General features: G+C 71.2%; 19 protein-coding genes. 11 read left to right on the forward strand and 8 right to left on the reverse strand.

Going from position 1 to position 21,499, the window contains the following annotated elements:
* Positions 1 to 124 precede the first annotated feature (124 nt).
* The 5 genes from OG966_RS27435 to OG966_RS27455 are packed head-to-tail and all read left to right on the forward strand — an operon-like array spanning position 125 to position 5,764.
* Positions 125 to 3,004: a nitrate- and nitrite sensing domain-containing protein gene (locus OG966_RS27435; protein WP_442806762.1), complete on the forward strand. Its 2,880-nt coding sequence runs from the start codon at positions 125 to 127 to the stop codon at positions 3,002 to 3,004.
* A complete protein-coding gene (locus tag OG966_RS27440) occupies positions 3,001 to 3,483 on the forward strand; it encodes a roadblock/LC7 domain-containing protein (RefSeq protein ID WP_326652542.1) in 483 nt (160 codons plus the stop codon). Before OG966_RS27435 ends, OG966_RS27440 begins: the two co-directional genes overlap by 4 nt.
* On the forward strand, positions 3,480 to 3,878 hold the full coding sequence (locus tag OG966_RS27445) for a DUF742 domain-containing protein (RefSeq protein ID WP_326652543.1): 399 nt from the start codon (positions 3,480 to 3,482) through the stop codon (positions 3,876 to 3,878). The genes OG966_RS27440 and OG966_RS27445 overlap by 4 nt, the downstream gene beginning before the upstream one ends.
* Positions 3,859 to 4,494, forward strand: coding sequence for a GTP-binding protein (locus tag OG966_RS27450; protein WP_326652544.1), 636 nt, complete (start codon positions 3,859 to 3,861; stop codon positions 4,492 to 4,494). The genes OG966_RS27445 and OG966_RS27450 overlap by 20 nt, the downstream gene beginning before the upstream one ends.
* A gap of 28 nt (positions 4,495 to 4,522) precedes the next feature.
* A complete protein-coding gene (locus OG966_RS27455; RefSeq protein ID WP_326652545.1) occupies positions 4,523 to 5,764 on the forward strand; it encodes a styrene monooxygenase/indole monooxygenase family protein in 1,242 nt (413 codons plus the stop codon).
* Here OG966_RS27455 and OG966_RS27460 read toward each other — a convergent pair.
* From OG966_RS27460 to OG966_RS27470, 3 genes are all read right to left on the reverse strand, one after another.
* On the reverse strand, positions 5,731 to 6,930 hold the full coding sequence (locus tag OG966_RS27460; RefSeq protein ID WP_326652547.1) for a C40 family peptidase: 1,200 nt from the start codon (positions 6,928 to 6,930) through the stop codon (positions 5,731 to 5,733). The two genes, OG966_RS27455 and OG966_RS27460, sit on opposite strands and share 34 nt — an antisense overlap.
* A gap of 138 nt (positions 6,931 to 7,068) precedes the next feature.
* Positions 7,069 to 9,681 carry an outer membrane protein assembly factor BamB family protein gene (locus OG966_RS27465; RefSeq protein ID WP_326652548.1) on the reverse strand — a complete coding sequence of 871 codons (2,613 nt, stop codon included), beginning with the start codon at positions 9,679 to 9,681 and terminating at the stop codon, positions 7,069 to 7,071.
* A gap of 37 nt (positions 9,682 to 9,718) precedes the next feature.
* Positions 9,719 to 9,994, reverse strand: coding sequence for a hypothetical protein (locus OG966_RS27470; protein ID WP_326652549.1), 276 nt, complete (start codon positions 9,992 to 9,994; stop codon positions 9,719 to 9,721).
* Positions 9,995 to 10,225: 231 nt separating this feature from the next.
* Between OG966_RS27470 and OG966_RS27475 the strand changes: the two genes are divergently transcribed.
* Genes OG966_RS27475 through OG966_RS27485 form a run of 3 tightly spaced genes read left to right on the forward strand, consistent with a single transcriptional unit; the run spans position 10,226 to position 13,313 of the window.
* Positions 10,226 to 11,485, forward strand: a complete 1,260-nt coding sequence (locus tag OG966_RS27475; RefSeq protein ID WP_326652550.1) for an ABC transporter substrate-binding protein — start codon at positions 10,226 to 10,228, stop codon at positions 11,483 to 11,485.
* Positions 11,482 to 12,510, forward strand: coding sequence for a carbohydrate ABC transporter permease (locus tag OG966_RS27480; RefSeq protein ID WP_326652551.1), 1,029 nt, complete (start codon positions 11,482 to 11,484; stop codon positions 12,508 to 12,510). Before OG966_RS27475 ends, OG966_RS27480 begins: the two co-directional genes overlap by 4 nt.
* Complete coding sequence (locus OG966_RS27485; RefSeq protein WP_326652552.1) at positions 12,510 to 13,313, forward strand: carbohydrate ABC transporter permease; 804 nt, start codon at positions 12,510 to 12,512, stop codon at positions 13,311 to 13,313. Before OG966_RS27480 ends, OG966_RS27485 begins: the two co-directional genes overlap by 1 nt.
* Before the next feature lie 125 nt (positions 13,314 to 13,438).
* Here OG966_RS27485 and OG966_RS27490 read toward each other — a convergent pair whose 3' ends face one another.
* Positions 13,439 to 14,437, reverse strand: a complete 999-nt coding sequence (locus OG966_RS27490) for an LLM class flavin-dependent oxidoreductase (protein ID WP_326652553.1) — start codon at positions 14,435 to 14,437, stop codon at positions 13,439 to 13,441.
* Between the two features lie 81 nt (positions 14,438 to 14,518).
* On the opposite strand from OG966_RS27490, the gene OG966_RS27495 reads away from it, so the two are divergent.
* Positions 14,519 to 15,502 carry a dihydrodipicolinate synthase family protein gene (locus OG966_RS27495; RefSeq protein WP_326652554.1) on the forward strand — a complete coding sequence of 328 codons (984 nt, stop codon included), beginning with the start codon at positions 14,519 to 14,521 and terminating at the stop codon, positions 15,500 to 15,502.
* Between the two features lie 45 nt (positions 15,503 to 15,547).
* Here the strand turns inward: OG966_RS27495 and OG966_RS27500 are convergent, their stop codons facing one another.
* The 3 genes from OG966_RS27500 to OG966_RS27510 are packed head-to-tail and all read right to left on the reverse strand — an operon-like array spanning position 15,548 to position 18,191.
* The gene (locus tag OG966_RS27500; RefSeq protein ID WP_326652555.1) at positions 15,548 to 16,309 is read right to left on the reverse strand and encodes an amidohydrolase family protein; all 762 of its coding nucleotides are present in this window, start codon (positions 16,307 to 16,309) and stop codon (positions 15,548 to 15,550) included.
* Positions 16,309 to 17,070 (reverse strand): hypothetical protein, encoded by a 762-nt coding sequence (locus tag OG966_RS27505; RefSeq protein WP_326652556.1) that lies wholly within the window; start codon positions 17,068 to 17,070, stop codon positions 16,309 to 16,311. The genes OG966_RS27500 and OG966_RS27505 overlap by 1 nt, the downstream gene beginning before the upstream one ends.
* Positions 17,067 to 18,191, reverse strand: a complete 1,125-nt coding sequence (locus OG966_RS27510) for a DegT/DnrJ/EryC1/StrS family aminotransferase (RefSeq protein ID WP_326652557.1) — start codon at positions 18,189 to 18,191, stop codon at positions 17,067 to 17,069. The genes OG966_RS27505 and OG966_RS27510 overlap by 4 nt, the downstream gene beginning before the upstream one ends.
* A 113-nt stretch (positions 18,192 to 18,304) precedes the next feature.
* Here OG966_RS27510 and OG966_RS27515 point away from each other — a divergent pair, with 113 nt between their 5' ends.
* Entirely contained in the window at positions 18,305 to 19,543 is a 1,239-nt protein-coding gene (locus tag OG966_RS27515; RefSeq protein ID WP_326652558.1) for a hypothetical protein, read from the forward strand.
* Between the two features lie 42 nt (positions 19,544 to 19,585).
* Positions 19,586 to 20,662: a mandelate racemase/muconate lactonizing enzyme family protein gene (locus OG966_RS27520; RefSeq protein WP_326652559.1), complete on the forward strand. Its 1,077-nt coding sequence runs from the start codon at positions 19,586 to 19,588 to the stop codon at positions 20,660 to 20,662.
* Between the two features lie 91 nt (positions 20,663 to 20,753).
* Here OG966_RS27520 and OG966_RS27525 read toward each other — a convergent pair whose 3' ends face one another.
* Positions 20,754 to 21,482 (reverse strand): TetR/AcrR family transcriptional regulator, encoded by a 729-nt coding sequence (locus OG966_RS27525; RefSeq protein WP_326652561.1) that lies wholly within the window; start codon positions 21,480 to 21,482, stop codon positions 20,754 to 20,756.
* Positions 21,483 to 21,499: the final 17 nt, after the last annotated feature.

Raw genomic sequence — 21,499 nt, forward strand, 5'->3', positions numbered from 1 at the left:
TGCGCGCCTCCCTCCCAAAAGCGCTGGAATGGTCGGAAGCCATACCAGGGGTGGGGCTCGCGTGTGTGACCGGTCGTCATCTCTGCTTCATGGGTGGACGAGTCAAGCAAGATTGCGAGCACCGGTGCAGAAGAAGCGGCCTCGGGGCAAAGGCGGCAGGCCCTCCGAAACCCCGGGAATCCCCCCGGCCCTGGCCAACCAGGTCCCTCAAGGCATCCAGCCTTCGCAGGAGACCTCGTCCGGCCCCGCCGCGCGCGGACGCACCGTGCGCGTACGCAGCCGGCTCGTCGCCGGAGTCGCCGCCGTCAGCCTTGTCGTCATCGCCGCGGGCACCCCCGGCATCCTCGCCACTTCCGCGGAACTGACCGAGTCGCAGCACCTGGTCACCCTCGCCGGGCTGAACCGCCAGGCCGTCACCCTCGCCCACTCACTCGCCGACGAGCGCGACGAGGTCACCGCGTACATCGCGGCGGGTCGCGAGGACCAGAAGGGCGACAAGAAGGACCGGCGCGAGATCTCCGGCAGCCGCAGCGCCCGCGTCGACCGGCAGATCGACGAGATCCGCGGCGGCGTTCCCGGCGACCACGCCGAGCTGCGCCGCGACCTCGCATCCGTCCCCTCCGTCCGCCGCAGCGCCCTCACCGGCAAGGGCACGGCGATGGAGGCCTACCGCGCGTACTCCGCCGTCATTGCGAACCTCCAGGCTCTCTCCGACGAGCTCGCCGAGAAGACGCCGCCGCGCGCCGCCGACCACACCCGCGCGCCCGCCGCCCTCGGCCTCGCCGTCGAGCAGGCATCCGCCACCCGCGGGCTGCTGCTCGCCGCACTCTCCGTGCCCCGGCAGCGGAGCACCCAGAGCATCGACCCGGTCACCGGCCTGCCCCTCCAGGACGAGAGCCAGGACGACGGGGCCGACGACCGTACGCGCAACGCACTCAGCGCCGCCGCCCAGCAGTCCCGGGTGCGGGAACTCGCCGCGCTCGCCGAATTCGACCAGGCCGCAGGCAAGGACGCCCGCGACAAGCTCGCAGCCACCGTCACCGGACCCGAGGTCAAGACGGCCGAGATCTATCTCGCCCGTCTCACCGACCAGCCCGAGCTCTCGAACGGGGACCGCAAGTCCAACCGCGAGAAGTTCGAGTCCTCGCTCACCGCCCGTATCGAGCGGATGCGGGGCGTCGAGTCCTCCCTCGCCTCCGGCCGGACCGAGAGCTTCGCGCAGCTGCGCGACGACGATGTCACTGCGCTGGAGCTGCGGATCGCGCTGCTCGGCGGACTCCTGATCGTCGCCGTCGGAGTGTCCGCCGCCGTCGCCCGTACACTCACCCGTCCGCTCGCCGTCCTGCGGATCGGCGCGGCCCGGCTCGCGGCCGCCCCCGAGGTGGAGGAGCAGGTCCGCTTCACCGGCCGCAATGACGAGTTCGCGCAGGTCGTGCGGTCACTCAACATCCTGCACGGCAAGCTGCGGGACCTCGGCCTACGGGCTGAGCGGCTGGACAGCGACCGCGGTGACCTGATCGGCACCCGCGACGCGCTCGCCGCCGAACTGGCCGCCGGACGCGCCGAGCTCCAGGAGCGCACTGCCCGGATCACCGCTGATCTCGAACGGCTGCGTCACACGATCCATCACACCTTCGTCAACCTCTCGTTGCGCACGCTCGGTCTCGTCGACCGGCAGCTCGGCGTCATCGAGAAGCTGGAGGAGCGCGAGCAGGACCCGGAGCGGCTCGCCACCCTCTTCAAGCTCGACCACATGGCCACCGTCATGCGCCGCCACAGCGAGAACCTGCTGGTCCTCGCCGGCGCGGAGCACGGGCACGGGCACTCGGGGCCCGTCCCGCTGGTCGATGTGCTGCGGGCCGCCGTCAGCGAGATCGAGCGGTACGAGCGGGTCGTCATCCAGTCCCTGCCGCCGCACGCCCAGGTCGCCGGGTTCGCCGCGGACGACCTCAGCCATCTGCTCGCCGAACTCCTCGAGAACGCCGCCTCCTTCTCGCCGCCGGATGCCCAGGTCGAGTTGTCGGGCTGGCTGCTGGAGAGCGGCGAAGTGATGCTCTCCGTGCAGGACACCGGCATAGGGATGACCAGCGGGCGCCTCGCCGAGCTGAACGCGCGGCTGGAGGACCCCGAGGCGTACGAGACGCATGAGGGCCGCGACGGCGAGGGCCTCGGACTGCGGGTGGCGGCGCTGCTGGCCGCCCGCCACGGCGTACGGGTCCAGCTGCGCGAGCAGAAGCAGGGCGGGATCACCTCGGTCGTCGTGCTGCCGCAGGCCCTGCTTCCGGCCGGCCCGCCGGCCGCCGCGTCGCACACCGTGACGGTGGCGGGCTCGGCGCCCACGCAGCATCTGCCCGGATCGGTGGCGGAGGCCAACTCCAACGCGCTGCCCGGCAGTACGCGCCGGATCGACCCCTTGGTGCTGGCGGCCGAGCAGGCGATCCGCGAGGCGGAGCCGGACACGCACGAGCGGACGGCGGACGGCGACCCGGAGACCACCGGCACCGGGGTCGACGAGGAGACGTTCTCGATGCGGCTGCCGGAGCCGGAGCCGGAGGCCCAAGCGGCCCTGGCCCCCGACCACGAGCCGGAGCCGGAGCCGGAGGCCCGGACGTACCCGGCCCCCGAGCCCGGGCCGGCGGCGTACCCGCAGGCCGCCCCCGAGCCGGCGGCCGGTCCCGAGCCCGGCACGCAGCCCGCCACGGAGCCCGGAACCTTGCAGGAACCCGAGGCCGAAAAGCCGGCGGCCGGTCGCACATGGGAGCGCGTCACCGACAAGGGCCTGCCCAAGCGCACCCCCAAGGTCGTCAAGCCCGCCACCGGCGCGCCCACCGAGCGCACCGGCAGCGTCGACGCCGAAGCCCTGCGGCGCCGCCTCGGCGGCTTTCACCAGGGCGCGAAGGACGGCCGCCGCGACGTCGAGGCGGAGATCGCGGAACAGACCGCGGCAGATACACGGACAACAACAGAAGAAGCGGGGGACACAGTCGAGGAGGCACGCAGTTGACTGCGACCGGCACATTCGGCCTGAGCAGCGAAGCCCGCAATCTGCACTGGTTGTTGAGCAATTTCGTTGAGGAGGTGCCAGGAGCCCGCTCCGTCGCCGTCGTCTCGTCCGACGGACTGCTGTTGCTCTCCTCCGACCCCGCCCAGAACGCCGGCCCGGCCACGAGGGGCCGCCCGGAAGGTCCCAGAGGCTCCAGCGCGGACCTCGCCACCATCGTCTCCGGTATCGGCAGCCTCACCCTCGGCGCCGCCAAGCTGATGGACGGCGGCAGCGTCAAGCAGACGATGGTCGCGATGGACGAGGGCAGCGTCTTCGTCATGTCGATCAGCGACGGCTCGCTGCTCGGCGTACACACCGCTCCCGACTGCGACATGAGTGTCGTCGCCTACCACATGGCCCTCTTCGTCGGCCGTGCCGGACATGTCCTCACCCCCGAACTCCGCAGCGAACTGCGCAAATCAATGGAGAGCGCCCAGTGACGCCCCCCAAACTGCCGGTGCGTGGCGACGGCCGACGCCCGGCCAGGGTCCGCCCCTACTCCCTGACCGGCGGCCGCACCCGCTTCGGCCATGTGCTGCTCGTCGAGACCTTCGTGGCCGCGCTCGAAGCACCGCCCGAGCGCAAGGAGCTGCCGAACGGCGACCTCTCCTCGCGCGTGATGCCCGAGCTGCGGGCCATCGTCGAGCTGTGCCGCCGTATGCGTACCGTCGCCGAGATATCGGCGCTGCTCAAGATGCCGCTCGGCGTTGTCCGGGTGCTGCTCAGCGACCTGGCCGACCAGGGAAAGATCCGCGTGTACGGGACCGGGCACGGCGCCGGCCAGCCCGACCGCGCACTGCTCGAAAGGGTGCTGAGTGGACTCCGCCGCCTCTGACACGCTCCTCGACCGGCCCCAACCGCAGTCCGAAGAGGACCCGCAGGCCTGGCAGCTGGACCACACCCGGGCCCCCACCGCCACCAAGATCGTGGTCGCGGGCGGCTTCGGCGTCGGCAAGACGACCTTTGTCGGGGCGGTCTCCGAGATCACGCCGCTGCAGACCGAGGCGTTGATGACGCAGGCGAGCGAGGAGACCGACGATCTCACCGACACGCCCGACAAGCTCACCACGACCGTAGCCATGGACTTCGGCCGGATCACGCTCGACGACGATCTGGTGCTGTATGTCTTCGGGACGCCCGGCCAGCAGCGCTTCTGGTTCATGTGGGACGACCTGGTGCGCGGCGCGATCGGCGCGATAGTACTGGCCGACACCCGCAGGCTGCCGGACTGCTTCCCGGCGCTCGACTACTTCGAGAGCTCCGGGCTGCCGTACATCGTCGCCGTCAACCACTTCGAGGGTACAGAGGTGTTCGAGGCGGAGGACGTGCGCGAGGCCCTGACCGTCCCGCCCCATGTACCGGTTGTGATCATGGATGCGCGCAACCGGATCACAGTGATCGAGTCGCTGCTCGCGCTGGTCGCCCACGCTCTCCAAGCCACCCCCGAATAGCACTGAACTGACGAAAGAGACTCCTTCGATGCGGAAGATACTCATAGTCGGAGCCGGTCAGTCCGGTCTCCAGCTCGCCCTCGGACTCCAGTCGCAGGGCTACGAGGTCACCCTGATGTCCAACCGCACCGCGGACGAGATCCGGTCCGGCCGGGTCATGTCCACGCAGTGCATGTTCGACACGGCGCTGCAACACGAGCGCGATCTCGGCATCAACTTCTGGGAGTCCCAGGCCCCGCGCATCGAGGGCCTCGGCGTCTCCGTCGCCGCCCCCGACGCCTCCCGGCCCATCGACTGGGTCGGCAAGCTGGAGGGCTACGCGCAGTCGGTCGACCAGCGCGTGAAGATGGCCGGCTGGATGGAGACCTTCTCCCAGCGCGGCGGGCAGCTCGTCATCCACGGCGCGGCAGTCTCCGACCTGGACTTCTTCTCCCGTACGTACGACCTGGTCATGGTCTCAGCGGGCAAGGGCGAGCTGGTCTCGATGTTCGCCCGGGACGCCTCCCGCTCGCCGTACGACGCCCCGCAGCGCGCGCTGGCCGTCTCCTACGTCCACGGCATGGGCCCCCGACCCGAGCACCCCGAGTACGACGCGGTCCGCTGCAACCTCGTCCCGGGTGTCGGTGAGCTCTTCGTGATGCCGACCTTCACCACCACCGGCCGCGCGGACATCCTCTTCTGGGAGGGCATCCCGGGCGGACCGCTCGATGTCTTCCAGGGCGTCAAGGATCCGGCGGAGCACCTCTCGCTGACCCTCGAGCTGATGGAGAAGTTCACTCCCTGGGAGTACGCGCGCGCCACCAAGGTCGAGCTGACCGACTCGGGCGCCACCCTCGCGGGCCGGTACGCGCCCACCGTCCGCAATCCGATCGGCCGCCTTCCCGGCGGCGGACTGGTCCTCGGCGTCGCCGACGTGGTCGTCGCCAACGACCCGATCACCGGCCAGGGCTCCAACTCGGCGTCCAAGTGCGCGGCCGCGTACCTCTCCTCGATCACCGAGCACGGTGACCGGCCCTTCGACGAGGAGTGGATGCAGTCCACCTTCGACCGTTACTGGGACACCGCGCAGCACGTCACCAAGTGGACGAACGCGATGCTCGGCGTGCCGCCGGAGCACGTCCTCAACCTGATCGGTGCGGCGGGCCAGCTCCAGCCGGTCGCCGACCGTTTCGCGAACGGCTTCAACAACCCGGCGGACTTCGAGAACTTCTTCTTCGACCCCGAGAAGACGAACGCCTACCTCGGCGAGGTCTCGGGCGCCGGCGCCTGACGCACCGGGGGTGCCCCGGGTGCGGACAAGCCGTCGCCCGGGGCGGACTCGGCTCCGTATCCCGCGTCCGAGCCCTTCGTCGCGCCCGGCGGCAGCTTCGGCGGTGTGTAGGCGCTCAGCGCGGCTCCGTCCGGATCCGGGCGGACGGCACCCAGCAGCGGGTTCGCCGCGATCGGTGAGACCTTGACGCGGGTGCCGGGGCGCGGGGCCTGTACCACCAGGCCGTTGCCCAGATAGATCGCCACATGGGTGGCCTTGGGGAAGTAGATCACCAGGTCGCCGGGGCGCAGCTTGCGCAGTGTCACCTTCGGGAGTTCCAGCCACTGTTCCTGCGACGTACGCGGAATGGCGCGTCCGGCCCGTGCCCAGGCCTGGGAGGTCAGCCCCGAGCCGTCGTACGCCTGGGGACCCTCGGCGCCCCAGACATACGGCTTGCCGATCTGCTCCACGGCGTACCGCAGCGCCTGGCCGCCTTTCTTGGAGGGCGTGCGCTTGCCGTTGAGCACGCCCGTGGAGAGCAGTTTCTTCTGGGCCGTGGCGGTGTGAGACTGCTCCAGCGCGGCCAGTCCGGCGATTTCCGCGGCGGAGAGCGAGGCGAGCAGCTTCTCGACCTCCCGCAGCCGTGCGGTGGCCGTGTCGCGTGCCCGCTTCTGCTTCTGCGCGAGCGCCTCCTCCTCGTCCAGGGACTTGCGGGACTCGCTCGCCAGCGTGTCCGCCCGCCTCGCGCCCGCCTCCAGCCGCGCGATGGTCGCCAGCCGGTCGCTGGCCGCGCGCTCGATCAGATGGCCCTGGTCGAGGGCTTGCCGCGGGTTCTTGGCGAGCAGCAGCTGGAGGTAGGAGGAGAGGTCGGACTGCCCCTGGTACTGCTCCCGAGCCAGCCGGCCGACGTCGCCGCGGCCGGCGGCGATCGCGTTGCGCGCCGTGGCCAGGTCGCGGGAGAGCCTGGCCGTCTCGGTCTGCTGCTTCCTGAGCCTTTCCGCCGTCGCGTTGTACGTCTCGCCGGCCTCCTCGATCTGGCGGTACAGCTTCTGAAGCTCGGTCAGCATTCCGGCGACGGTCGTGGGCGCGGGGGGCACGGCGGCGGCCGCCGGGGCCGGCACCGCCGCGATCACCGTGGCGGCGGCGAGTGCCGCCGTACAGACGGAACGGAACAGACTGTCCGACACCTCGTCACCTCCGGCTGCGGGGTGGGCCGTCCCCCCGCAGCCGATGATGGGAGCGCGCCGGTCCCACCGCCCCACGAGTGGTCGATTCAGCGCAATACGGTCACTCGTCGTGGCGGAGTTCGTGGATACACCGGCGTGTCAGTCCACCGGCAGGGCGTAAAACGTACGGTCCCGCCGGACGACGAGATTCCGGCCGCCGCCGGCGAGGGGCTCGTAGCGGGGTGCGCCGGTTCCGCTGTCCTGCGCGCCCGTCTCCTGGAACTTCCACAGCCGCTTTCCGTCGCGTGCGGCGAACGCGGTGAGCTGGCCGCTGTCGTACGCGAGTACCGTCCGGCCGCTCGTGCTGAAGCCCGTCCCCGGAATCTCGTCCGACACCGGCGCGTCGGTGGAGCGCCGCCACAACAGGCGGCCGTTCGCGGTGTCGACGGCGGACACCTGCTGGTGACGGTTGGCGACATACAGCATGGGGCTGCGGACGATCGCGCCGCCGAACACGAAGACTCCGCTCTCGCCGGGAGCCGTATCGGCCGGGGCCAGCCGCCACAGCAGTGCTCCGCCACTGATGGTGTGCGCATTCAGCCGGTCGGCCACCGGGGCGAACAGCCTGCCCGACTCATCGCCCACCAGGGCGGCGGCCGGATGGATGCCGGCGAGCCGCAGCGACTTGAGCTGTTTGCCGGTCTTCCGGTCGAAGGCGAGCAGTACGGATGCGCCGTTGGCGGCCTTCCGCTGAGCGGGGGTCAGCGTGGACGAGTACTGCCGTACGACGATCTCGGCGGGGCGCACGGCGATCAGCTGGTACTGCGGTGCGTGTGGGGCAGGGGCGCCCGGGATCCGGGTGCGCCACAGCCACTTGCGGGCAGTGAGGTCGTACGCGAGCAGGTAGGACTGCAGCGCGGCGCCCTTCTTGACCTGGCCGGTCATCCAGAGCGTGGTCCCGTCCAGGCCGGTCCTGCCGGTGAGAGTCAGGACCTCGCCGGGACCGGCCGACGTGGCCTTGGCGATCCGGTGCTTGACCTGTCCGTCCTGTGCCGCGATCCACAGGAACGCGTCGGGGGTGTCGACGAAGCAGAGCGCGTCGTCGACGGGTACGGCGCGGGAGGCCGACGCGGCCTCCTTGCGTTGCCAGAGCCGCCGTCCGGTACGGAGATCGACCCCGGTGGACTCCTCGCCGGTGAGGACCAGCACCCGGTCCTGCCAGACGGTGGCGAGCAGCGCGGCGGCGGTCGCCGGATGCTCGTAACGCCACACCGGCTCCGGCGGCAGCCCGGCCACCCGGGTGCGGCGCGGTGCGGGGGCGGCTCGGGCGGGGCCCTTGTCCGCGTCCCCGGCGGCGATGGCGTACACCAGCCCGCCGCCGACCACGAGGCCGGCAGCCGCGCCGGCGATGCCGGTGAGCAGCGCCCGCCGATCGGGCGCGGGCGCGGCGGGGAGGCGCGCCGCGGGAAGAGGTACTGCGGGGAGGTGTGGGGTGGGAAGGGGCGCGGTGGGGAAAGGCGCTGCGGTCGAAGGAGCGACGGGCGGCCGCGCGACTGCGGGTGCGGTGCCGGTCGACGCGCTCCGCGCCGCGGGTACGGCGAGCGCGGCCGTGACCCGGTCGACGCGAGCCCCTTCCCCGGGCCCGCCGTCCCCGGGGGCGTTGCGAGCGCTGCCCACGAGCAGCGTGTCCGCGTCCCGCACGGAGCCCGGTCCCGCCCCGGCGGCACCCGCGTGCAGTGAGGCCACCGCATCCACGGGCTCCGCGCCCGCCCTTCGGAGGTCCGCCTCCGACTGGCCGGCGTCAGGACCGGCGTCAGGACCGGGGACGGGGCCGGAGCCGGGATTCCACGCATCGCCCCGCCCGAGCGCCATCACCTGCGCCGCCTGCTCCTCCACCGCCGCCACCAGGCCCGGAGGCAGCCAGCCCTCCCGTGCCAGCGCCGCCGCGCCCTCCAGGGCCAGGTCCGCCGCCACCGTGCCCGCCGAGGGGCGGTCCTCCGGGGACTTCGACAGGCAGCGGGCCACCAGGGGGCGCAACTCATCCGGCACTCCGCCCAGTTCCGGCTCTCCGTGCGCGATACGGTCCGCGTCCGCCAGCGGGGTCGTACCCGTCGACGCGTATGCCAGCAGCAGGCCGAGGACGAAAATGTCCGACGCCGGTCCGGGCTTCGCGCCCGTCGCCTGCTCCGGGGTCAGATAGCCGAGCTTCACGGTCAGTTGCCCGTCCGGATGCGCCTCGGCGACGGCCGCCGCGCCCAGCGCCCCCAACGCGGTGAGCCGCGGTCCGTCCGCCGCGAGCAGCACCGTGTCGGGCGCCAGCCCGTGCAGCACCGCCCCGGTCGCGTGCACGCGCGACAGGGTCTCCGCGAGGGCCGCGCCCAGTATCCGTACCGCCCGTTCCGGCAGTGGACCGGCCAGCGCGATGGCCTCACGCAGCGTCAGCGCAGGGACGTACGGGCTCGCCGTCCACAGCGGCTCACCGTCCGCGACGTCAGTACCTTCGGTGCCTTCCGTACCGTCAGCACCGTCCGTGCTGGATGCGATCGGCGCCACCCAGCCACCGGCCAGCCGCTGTGTCCTTCGCGTCTCCGACCGGAAGCGGCGCCGGAACGCCGTCAGCGCTGCAAGCTCCGGCCTGGCCACCGAGACGACCGCCGTGACGCCGTCCGGCCCGTGCGCGAGGTAGCGGACACAGACCGCCGAATCGCGGTGGCGCGCCAGCGTGGTGAACGGGCCGATCTGGCGCGGATCGTCCTGCTGCAGCGGCTCCATCGAGAGCATCCCCCCTGGCGACACGGTCCTCGTGATCTTATGGCGCGCCGTTCGGCTTCGACCAGGGCCACCTCAGCGCGCGGCGTTCCACGCCGTCGGGGGCGTACTCGTACTTCCAGCCGCGCTGCAGCCTCAGCCGTTTGGTGTAGCCGGCCGGGACGCGCCGGTATGCGTACACCGTCGGCGGGCTGCCGTCCTCGTTGGGCACGGGGATCTTGTACCACTTCGGCGGATGGCCCGTCATCCCGACCAGGACCGGCAGCACGCGCCCGTCCAGCGGCCCGCCCACGAAGGGTGTGTTCTCGCTTCTCACGTGAGCCAGTGTCACGCAGGCCCCGCATGCCGTCCGCACCGGGCGCGCCGCCTTCCGGAGGAAGGCCTGCTGAGGAAGCCGTCCGCCGACGGGTCGGCGGGGTCCGGGCGGCACTTTCGCAGCGAACCACCTGGCTGAGGCATTGACATGCCATATCCCACCCCGTACCTTTCGGCCCAGGCCGAAACTAGCCGGGCTCTGGCTCCCTTCTCAGGCCTTCCGGAGGCCCCCATGAAGACAGGCTTCAAGCGCGCCGCCGCACCTCTCGCTCTGTTCACGCTCGCCGCCCTGCTCGCAGGCTGTGGCGGTGACAGCGATTCGGGATCGAAGAAAGTCACCGTCTGGATGTACCCGGTGATCGCCGATCCCAAGGCCAACTCCGCCTACTGGGCGCAGATCGAGGCGGACTTCGAGAAGGCGGCGCCGGGCACCTCGCTCACCGTCGAGCAGCAGCCGTGGGAGAACCGCGACCAGAAGATCGCCACTGCGTTCGGCGGCGGCAAGGGGCCGGACGTCGTCCTGCTGACGCCGGACCAGATTCCGCAGTTCTCCGCCAGCGGCGCCATCAGCCCGGTGGACGGGGCGCTCAAGGACAGCGTCGGCAAATTCCTGCCCGCCACGCTGGACGCGATGAAACAGAAGGGCAAGATCTACGGCGCGCCCATCTACCAGACCATCACGACCACGATCTACAACAAGAAGTTGCTGGCCGCAGCCGGTGTCACCGCACCGCCCGGGACCTGGGACGAGATCAGGGCCGCCGCCCCCAAGCTCAAGAAGAACGGCGTCGCCCTCCTCGACTACTCCGCCAGCAACGAGGCCTCGCTGAACCTCAACTTCTATCCGCTGCTGTGGCAGGCGGGCGGCAGTGTCTTCGCCGAGGACGGCAAGAAGGTCGCCTTCAACAGTCCTCAGGGTGTCGAGGCGCTCACCTTCCTCACCGACCTCTACAAGGCGGGCTCGGTCCCCAAGTCGTCGATGACGAACACCAACCTCCTCGCCGACCAGGCACTCGGCAAGCAGCAGGCTGCCATGGGCTTCTCCGTCGTCCTCGCCGACGCCGAACTGGCCTCGAAGACCTGGGGCCCGGAGAACGTCGTGGTGGGAGCGCCGCTCAGGGGACCCGCGAAGGAGGTCGCGTTCGGCATCCCCGGTGCGCTCAGCGTCAACGCCAAGTCCAGGAACACTGCCGGCGCGGAGAAGTTCCTCGCCTTCATGACTCAGCCGGCGCAGGTCAAGTCCCTGGGCAGCGCCAGCGGATACTTCTCGCCGCGGACGGACGTCACCGTGCCGAACGCCTCGCCGTACGCGAAGCAGTACCAGGCGGCGCTGGCGAACGTCAGTCCCGGTGAGCCCAACCCGGCCGCGCGCCAGCTGATGGGTCTGCTCGCGCCGGAGATCCAGGCGGCCCTGGCAGGGAAGAAGAGCCCCAAGGAAGCGCTCGACTCGGCGGCCAAGGCGGCCGACGACCTGCTGGCGCGGCAGCGTTGAGCGAGGAGATCACACGCGATACGGCCTCGCGCGAGGCGGCCACAGGTGAACCGGTCGCGCGCGAGGTGGCCACCGCGCGGGTGGTCACCGTCCGTGAGCAGGTCACCGGCAAGCAGGCCGTTCGCGAGGCGGGCCCTCACCAGGGCCGGCCCGGCACCCCCGCGCGACGACGCGAGGCCCTCGTGGGCCTCGCGTTCGTGGCCCCGATGCTCGTGCTGTTCATCGTCTTCCGCTTCGGCCCCACCATCGGTGCGGCGTTCCTCTCGCTCACCGACTACCGGCTCAGCGGCGAATGGCGGTTCATCGGGGCCGAGAACTACACCCGTCTGTTCGCGGACGACGTGTTCTGGGAGAGCCTGGGCGTCACCGCCGTCTACACCGCGGTCTATGTCCCGATGACCGTGCTGCTCGCTCTCGGCACGGCCGTGCTGCTGCACCGCACCCTCTGGCTGCGCGGCTTCTTCCGCGGCCTCTTCTTCCTGCCGTACGTCACCAGCATCGTGCTGGCCGCCGTCATCTGGAAGTGGATCTACCAGGTCGACGACGGGCTCCTCAACGCGACACTCGGCGCCCTCTCTCTCGGCCCTGTCGACTTCCTCGGCGACGAGTCCCTCGTCCTGCCCTCCATCGCCGCTACGTCCGCCTGGAAGGGCTTCGGCTACACCATGCTGATCCTTCTCGCCGGGCTCCAGTCCATCCCCCGCGAGATCACCGAGGCGGCGACCATCGACGGCACCACCGCCTGGCAGCGCTTCCGCTGGGTGACGCTGCCACTGCTGCGGCCGGTGCTTTTCTTTGTGCTCGTCATTGAGGCGATCCAGGCTTTCCAGGTCTTCGACGCGATGTATGTCATGACCGCGGGCGGACCGATCCGGGCCAGCTATTCGCTCGTCTACTTCCTGTACGACTCGGGCTTCAAGTACTTCGACTTCGGCTACGCCAGCGCGGTCGGCCTGATGCTTTTCCTCGTCGTCCTGATCTTCTCGCTCATTCAGCGCCGGCTCATCGGAAGGGAGGCGGACTGATGGCGCGGCTCAGACTGCCCGTGCTGCTGATCCTGGTCGCGTTCGTGACCGTCACGCCGTTCCTGGTGATGGTGCTGGTCGCCTTCGCCCCGCCGGGCGGTCAGGCCCTCCCCGGGGCCTTCGACATCACCCGCGCCACCTGGCAGAACTTCACCGATGTCCTCAACGGTGCGGACATCGGCCGCTGGGCGCTCAACTCCCTCGTCTATTCGCTGGTTTCGGTCGTGCTGATCCTGCTGTTCTCGTCGATGGCCGGCTACGCCTTCGCCAAGAAGCGGTTCCCCGGGCGCGAGATCCTGTTCTGGGCTTTCCTCGCGACGCTGATGGTGCCGTTTCAGGCCACCCTCATCCCGTACTACATCCTGGTGTCGAAGATGGGCGGCGTCGACACGTACTGGGGGCTGATCGTGCCGACCCTCGCCAACTCCCAGGCGGTGTTCCTGATGCGGCAGTTCATGTATCAGTTGCCCGACGAGCTCTTCGAGGCGGCGAAGATCGACGGGGCGTCGGAGTGGCGGATCTACACCACCATCGTCATTCCGCTCATCCGGCCGATCCTGGCGACTCTCGGGGTGTTCGTCTTCCTGTGGCACTGGAACGACTTCCTCTGGCCCCTGGTGATCGGGCAGTCCGAGCAGATGCGTACGCTCACCGTCGGCCTCGCCACGCTGGAGGGCGAGAACACGGCCATCAACCAGATCATGGCCGGGGCCACCATCACCGTGGTCCCCTGCCTGCTTGTCTTCGGGCTGCTGCAGCGCTATCTGACCGACTCGATCGCCACCACCGGTCTCAAGAGCTGACTTGGGCGGCGAGACGCTGCCGGTGACAGACCTTCGGGCAGTACCCGTTCGGCCGACGGCCGTTCTTCCTGGCACCCGTTCGGCCGACGGCCGTTCTTCCTGGCACCCGTTCGGCCGACGGCCGTTCAGCCGTTGAGGCCCGGCAGCACCTCGGTCCCGAACGCCTCGATCGCCCGCAGCGCGTCCGACTGCGGCATGCCCGGCGGCTGGATCCGCAGGACGACCCCGTCGGCGCCCATCTCGCCGTACTGTCCGAGCCGCTGCACGCACTCGTCCACCGAGCCGATCACGGAGCGCGCCTCGATGTCGTCCCACTGCTGGGCGTAGCGCGCGGCGTCGGCGGAGGTGCGCTTCCAGTCGCCGTAGGCGTCGTACAGACCGCGCAGCGGGCCCTCCAGGGCGGCTCGCGCCTGCTTCGAGGTGGTGGCGGCGTAGCCCTCGCGGCAGATGATGACCTCGGCACCCAGACTGGCCGCGCCGCGTGGGTACGAGCGGTACTCGTCGATCTTGTCAGGGAGTTCGGAGTCGAGCTCGTTGAACGAGGTGGTCCAGCCGTCGCACATCCGGGCCGTACGCTCCAGCGCCGCCGGGACCCGTCCGCCGTTCCAGATCCGGGGCCGCGGGGACTGCACCGGACGGGGTGCGAGGAAGGCCCGGTCCACCGAGGTCCAGCGGCCGTGGTGGGTCACCTCGTCCTCGGTCCAGAGCCGGGTGACCAGCTCCAGGCACTCCTCGAAGCGGGACACACGCTCGCGCGGCTGGGTGCCGTACAGCGTGAACTCCTCGGGCCGGTAGCCGAGTACGAAACCGGCGGTGAGCCGCCCGCCGGAGAGCACATCGATGTGCGCGAGGGTCTCGGCGAGCCACACCGGCTGGTAGACCGGCGCGATCAGCCCGGCCGTGGCAAGCCCGATGCGCTCGGTGTGTGCGGCGAGATAGGCCAGGGAGGTGACGGCCTCGTGGTAGCCGGGCCGGTGCAGATGGCGTTCGCCCAGCACCACCCAGTCGAACCCGGCCTGTTCGGCGAGCTTCACCTGCTCCACCGCGTCGGCGAGCCGGGGCCGGTCGGCCTTGTCCGCGTAGAGATTGACGTAGAGGCCGAGACGCATGGTGCGCTGTGGCATTCTCGCTTGCCCTTCCTTTACGGTCCGGGCCGTAAAGGCTAGCGTGTCGCCAACGACCGCAACAGACGGGAAAGATCGCCCATGTCTGCGACGGAGGACCTGGTACGCCGGCTGCGCGGCACCGTACTGCCCGCTGTGGCCACCCCCATGGACCCCCGGGGAGTCGTGGACCTGGACGCGCTGCGCGGTTACGCGGAGCGGATCGCGGCCGAACGGATCGGCGGCGTCGCCGTCTGGGCGCACACCGGGCGCGGTCTTCATCTCTCCCGGACCGACCGTCATCAGGTGCTGCGCATCTGGCGGGAGGTGGTCGAAGGGCCGATCGTGGCAGGCGTGGGGGTGTCACGACCGGTCCGCCCCCGCACCTTGCGGGAGGCCTGGGACGCCACCGTCGCGATGGCGGTGGACGCCGCCGCGCTCGGCGCGGACGCGGTCATGGTCTATCCGCTGGCGCAGTTCGCCGAGCGCCCCGGGGGACAGTCGGAGGCGGTACGGCTGCACGAGCGGGTGGCCGAGGAGAGCGGGCTGCCGGTGCTCGGGTTCTTTCTGCACGGTGAGGCGGGCGGCTACCCCTACCCGCCCGAGCTGATCCGCCGGCTGCTCGCGCTGCCGTCCGCCGCCGGGGTCAAACTTGCCACGCTGGACCGGGCGATGGCCTGCCAGGATGCGATCCGCGCGGCGAGCGGGAGCGGCAAGCTGGTGATCACGGGCGAGGACCGGATGTTCGGCCCGTCGCTGATGTGGGGCGCGGACTCCGCCCTGGTGGGCATCGCGGCGGCGCGGGTGCCCCTGACGACGGCGGTCCTGGACAGCTGGCGGGCGGGTGACCATGCCGGTTTCGTCACTGCGTCGGCCCGGCTGGACCGGTTCGCGGAAGCGACCTTCCTGGCGCCCATCGAGGGCTATGTGCAGCGGATGCTGTGGGCGGCGGTGTGGGAGGGGCTGATCCCGGAGGAGGCGGCGCACGATCCGTACGGGCCCGAGCTGCCCGGCGCCGAGCGGCAGGCGGTCGTCTCGTGCCTCGAGGCGCTCGCGAAGGAGCAGGCCGGCCCGCCCGGCGAATGAGGGCAGGCCGGAAGCGGGTACGGGGTTCCACAGGCGCAGTCCCCGTCAGGGCGAGGGGCGGGTAGGGGACGGAACGGCCCCCAGCCCGAAGAGCTCCGCCGCGTTGCGCCACAGCACCCGGTCCAGCTCCGCCTGGGTGAACCCCGCGTCGCGGACGACGCCGAGCGACACACACGGGTCGATCAGCGTCGCGTCCGTCCCGAACAGCAGCCGCTCCACCGGCACCCCGGCCTCGCGCGCGTACGCCACCCGGCCCGCGTCCGTCGCCGTACGGCAGTGCTCCAGGTAGAGCCTGTCGCACGAGGCCGCGGCATGCGCGGCCTCGCGCCAGGCGTCGCCGCCCGCATGGCCCATGATCACGCGCAGCCCGGGACGGGACGCCAGCAGCTCGGGAAGCAGCGTGACTTCACGGCCCCAGGTGTGCAGCAGCAGCGGCACACCGGCCTCGGCGACCACGTCGAAGGCCTCCGCCATCTCCCGTGACCCCGGCAGCCGTCCCGGATAGTGGGTGTGGATCTTCGCTCCGACGAACCTCCCGGTGTCCAGGCAGCGCCGCAGATCCGCCGCGCTCTGCTCGGGCCGGTTGGGGTTCACCACCGCGTATCCGTACAGCCGCGGCTGCTGCGCCAGCACCTCGCGCAGTGCCGCATTGCCGGCCACCGCGTCGTACACCACCGCCTCGGCGGCCGACACGAGCTGCAGATCGATGCCGTACCGGTCCATCTGGCGGAGATTGGTGTCCCCGTCCCCGGTGGTCAGATGGAACTGCCAGCGGCCCACATGCGCGTGCACATCGATGATCGGCATCAGACCAGCAGCTCCTCGACGTTCTTGGTGGCGATCGCGGCGCGGTCGTCGTCCGAGATGTCCGCGTACCGCAGCCGCAGTGTCTGCGGCGAGATGTCCATGAAGGGCGTGCGGGAGCCGAAGACCAGATGGCGCGGGCCCACCGAGTCCACCACCCGCTCGATGGAGTCGGGCCCGGACAGCATCCGGGTGGTGGCCCGGAAGCCGGGTTCCTCCTGGGCCAGCAGCAGGAAGTCGGCCAGCAGATAGGCGTGCAGATCGAGGAAGATCACATCGGCCCCACGGCCGGCGAGCGGCGGTCCGAAGCGGCGCGGGTCGCCGTCGTGCAGGAGCACCATGCCGCGGTCCAGGGCGAGCGAGACCACCCGCCGGTAGCCGGGGAAGCCGGGCTCGGCCACCTGCTCGACGGTGAACAGCCGCAGGAATCGCACGCCGGCGGCGGTCAGCTCGTCCAGCCGTGCCTCCGCGGTCATCGCGTCCCGTACGTCGACCGTGCCGACCGGCAGCAGCTCCGGGCAGTCCGCGAGATCGCGCAGTGTCTCGGCGTTGCCGGCTTCGTCGTCGAACAGCGGTCCCCGCGTGGACAGCGCCAGCGCGCCCGCGACGGGGGAGCGGGCAAGACGGGCCCGGACCTCCGCGAACCCGACATCGATGTGGTGCCGCGGCCATGACCCGTACAGCACATCCACGTCCCAGCCGACATGCTCCGCCGGCGTCGGATGCAGCCACTCGTACGCGTTCAGCCAGTCATACGCGCTCATCGTGATCCCGCCTCGCCCAGAGCCCGGGCGATCCGGTCCACATCGCCCTCGGTGTACGCCTCGTTCCACTGCAGCACCAGCAGCGTACGGTCGATCAGCCGCTCCGCACGGGGACACAGGCCCGGCGGATACCCCGGCAGCGCCGGATTGGCGTACAGCGGCCGCTCCAGATAGCCGGGCAGCGCCGGTACGCCCACGGCCTGGAGGCTCTTCGCCCAGCGGGAGTTGTCGTCGACCAGGAGCGGTACCACCCACCAGGCGTGCCCCGCGCGCCGCCCGGCCATCCGGACGCCCTCGAGTCCGGCGATCGCGGCAGCCAACCGTTCGGCCCGCTCCCGGCGCAGCCGGACGACCTCGGCGACGCGGGTGAGCTGGACCCTGGCCACCGCGGCGGTCAGCTCGGTCATCCGGTAGTTGAGGCCCGCCTCGCGGTGGATCCGGCCCTCCGTGCGGTCCCAGCCCTTGTCCATGAACAGCCTCATACGGCGGGCGAGGGCGGGGTCGTCGGTGACGGAGAGACCGCCGTCGCCGGCGGTGATGTGTTTGTACTGCTGAAGGCTGAAGCAGGCGATGTCCCCACGGGTGCCCAGCAGCCGGCCCGCCGAGTCCTCCCCGAGCCAGGCCTGGGCGCAGTCCTCGATGAGTACGAGTCGGTGCCGGTCGCAGATCGCGCGCAGCGCGTCGATGTCCGCGGCGCCGCCGAAGAGATGCACGGCGATGACGGCCTTGGTACGTGGGGTGATGGCGGCCTCGACGGCCTCCGGGTCGAGATTGCCGTCCTCGGGGCGTACGTCGGCGAACACCACGCCCGCCTGCTGCGCCATCACGGGCGCGACCGTCCCGAAGTCCGAGAGCGGCGTGGTGATCACCTCGTCCCCCGGGCCGACCCCCGCCGCCGCGACGGCCAGATGCAGGGCCGCCGTCCCCGAGCTGGAAGCCACCGCATCGGCGCGGGAGTACAGCTGCGCCATCTCGGCTTCCAGAGAACGTGCTTCACTGCCGAAGGCGCTGCACAGCACCGCCGAGTCCAGTACGCGCAGGACCGCGGCCCGCTCCTCCTCGCCGAAGGTGCGGCCGCGCGGGTCGAGAACTGTTGGCAGGTGCATTTCCCGTTCGGGCATCGGGGCACTATCCTCTCGGCAAGCCTGCATTTATGGCCTGGGCCGAAATTAGGACGGCCGTCGGCGGGCGTCAAGAACCCCTGGAACCACTCCAGAAGAACGGAGACCGGCCGATGGCTCTCACGGTCGGAGTGATCGGCCCCGAGGACCTCGTGCACAAGGTGGTCGCGGTCGGCGACCCGGCCGGAGCGGTCCGGCTGGTGGCCCTTCCGTACCGGCACGAGGACGAGACCCCCGAGGTCGTCGCCAAAGCACGGACAGAGGTCGACGCCCTCCTCTTCACCGGCGTCGTACCGCATACGCTCGCCACGGCCGCGGGCCTGGTGGACCTGCCCGCGATGTACGTGCCGTACAACGGAGCGACCCTGCTGCGCGCGCTCGTCGAACTGCTCCGCCTCGGCCATGACGTCTCCCGTATCTCCATCGACACCCTGCGCCGCAGCGAGGTCATGGAGACGCTCACCGAGGCCAAGCTCCCCACCGAGCATGTGCATGTACTGCCGTACCGGCCGGGACTGACCTCGCGGGAGCTGGCCGACTTCCATCTCGCCGCGCGCGACGAGAAGGAGACCCGGGTCGCCATCACCTGCCTCGGCTCGGCCTTCCAGCTGCTCGACCACGAGATGCACGCCGTACGGCTGGCGCCGTCCCGGCACTCCATCCGCTCCACCCTGCAGGCCCTGACGCTCGCCACCGCGGCACAGCACAGCGGAGACGCGCAGGTCGCTCTCGGCATCATCGATCTGCCGGCGGCCGACCAGGAGCTGGCGGCGGACCTCCGGGTGCTGGGCGGCAGCCTGGCCGATCTGCCCGACGGTCAGCGCCTGGTCGTCACCACGCGCGGAGTGCTGGAGACGGTGAGCGGGCAGTTCACCCGGCTGCCGTTCCTCGACGACCTGGCGGCCCGGCACGCCACCGCGCATGTGGGCTTCGGTCTCGGCCGTACCGCCGCGGAGGCCGAGTCGCTGGCCAGGCGCGCGGTCAAACGGGCCCGTTCGGCGGGCGCCGTGGCCGGAGTCGTCTCGATGACCGACGACGTCGACATCGTGATCGACGGCGAACGGTCCCCGGACGCGCCGCCCGGACCGCCGGCGGGCCCGGAGAGCACGGTGACGCTCGCCCGCCGCGTCGGACTGCACCCGAAGACACTGGACAGGCTGCGTGAACTGGCCGCCCAGGAACCGGAGACGGGCATCACCGCGTACCGCGTGGCCGAGCACCTCTGCGTCCAGCAGCGTACGGCCCGCCGCATACTCAAGCGTCTGGAACGCGCGGGCCTGGCCGTCCCCACGGCCGACCGCATGCAGGGCCGGACCGGCCGCCCCCCGATCGTCTACCGCGTACGCCTCTGAGCCTGGCCTTACGGTCCGGGCCGTAAGCCGAAGGAGCCGCGCTTGAAGATCGCCTCGATCAACACCCGTGTTGTCAGGGCCCCTTACCGTCGCCCGTTCGTCATCAGCAGCGGAACCAGCCCCGAACTCATCAGCCTGGTGGTCGAAGTGCGTACCACCGACGGCGACCACGGCTTCGGCGAGGCCTCCCCGATGACCGCCTACACCGGCGAGACCCTCGCCGGACTCGAGGCGGCCCTCACCGAGCACGCCGCGCCCGCGCTCATCGGCCGCGACCCCCGCGACCTGGCGGGAGCGCACGCCGCCATGGACACCGCCATCCGCGGCCAGCACCTCGCCAAGGCAGCGCTCGACATCGCGCTGCACGACGTGGCGGCGCGGGCGGCGGGCTGGCCCGTGCACCTGCTGCTCGGCGGCTGCGCCCGCTCGCGCGTCCCCACCACCTGGGTGGTGGGTCTCGGCACGGTCGAGGAGATGGTGGCGGAGGCGACCGGATACGCGGCGAAGGGTTTCACCCACATCAAGGTCAAGGGCGGCGAGGACCCGGACCTCGACGAGCGGCTGGTCCGTTCCGTACGAGGGGCCGTCCCGGACTCCGTCGAGCTCTCCCTGGACGCCAACGAGGGCTACGACCCCGGCACCGCGGGCAGGACGGTGGCCCGGCTGGCCGACGCGGGTCTCGACCTGGTCGAACAGCCGCTGCCCCGATGGGACCTGGCCGGAATGGCCGCGCTGCGCGGCTGTGGCGGTGTGCGCGTGATGGCCGACGAGAGCATGCAGTCGCTCCACGACGCCCTGGCGATCGTGCGCAGTGGCGCCGCCGATGTCCTCAACATCAAGATTCTCAAAGTGGGCGGGCTCCACCGAGCACGGCAGATCGCCGCGCTCGCCGAGTCCGCGGGCCTCGCCGTGAAGATCGGCTCCATGCCGGAACTGGGCGTCGCCTCACTGGCCGCCGCCCATCTGGCCGCCGCGCTTCCGCATGCCACGGTCCCGGCGGATCTGGTGGGGCCGCTGCTGGTGGACGCGGAGCCGCTGGCCCCGACGGCATTCGCGACGACGGCGGACACGGGCTGGGTGGACGTACCGGTGGGCCCGGGTCTGGGCAACGACCTGTGAGCGGAGGCGGACTCCTTCGGATCCGTCCGGCGATCGCGGACACGCCCGAAGGGCTTCCGGGGGACTGAGGACCGGTGTGAGACGGCCGCCGCTACAGCAGGCGCGCCACGTCGTCCACGACCGGGCCCACCCGCCGCGCCAGCCTGCCCACCGACCCGGACGGGGTCTCCAGCGCCAGCAGTTCCCTGACCGCCTCGGTCGTCTCCGCGTCCGTCGCGGCGGTCGCCGCCAGCAGCGCGATGAGATGGTCGACCAGCCAGTCACGCAGCTCCCCGGCCGACGGCTGCTTCCCCTCGTCCAGCCAGATCAGCGACGCCGCCTCGACCGCCGCGATCCAGGTGCGCACCATCAGTCGCAGTCGCAGTCCGGGACTGGCCACCCCGAGATGGACCAGGACATGCTCGGCCGCGGCCCGCCGCACCTCGTCGACGATCGCGGTCGTACGGGACGTCTCGGCGACGCTGCCGCCGCGCAGCAGTGCGCTGAAGCCGGCGTCGTGCTCGTCGACGAAGACGAGATAGCGGTCGAGCACCCGGGCGAGCCGTTCGGTCGGCGGCCCGGCGGACGGCTCGGCGAAGCACTGCTCCAGCTGGTTCGCGGCGGACCGGAGTGCAGTCTCGTACAACTGCTGCTTGCCGCCGGGGAAGTAGCGGTAGACGAGGGGCCGGGACACACCGGCCGCCTCCGCCACGTCGTCGAGCGAGATCTCGTCCGGCGGCCGGTGCGCGAAGAGCGTGAGCGCGGCGGCGAGCAGCTGCTTACGGCGCTCCTCGACGCTGAGCCTTCGGTACGCACGGGTCGCTGGAGCGGGACTGGTCATGCTCCGCAGCGTAACCG

Source organism: Streptomyces sp. NBC_01750 (assembly GCF_035918095.1).
Taxonomy (GTDB): Bacteria; Actinomycetota; Actinomycetes; order Streptomycetales; family Streptomycetaceae; genus Streptomyces.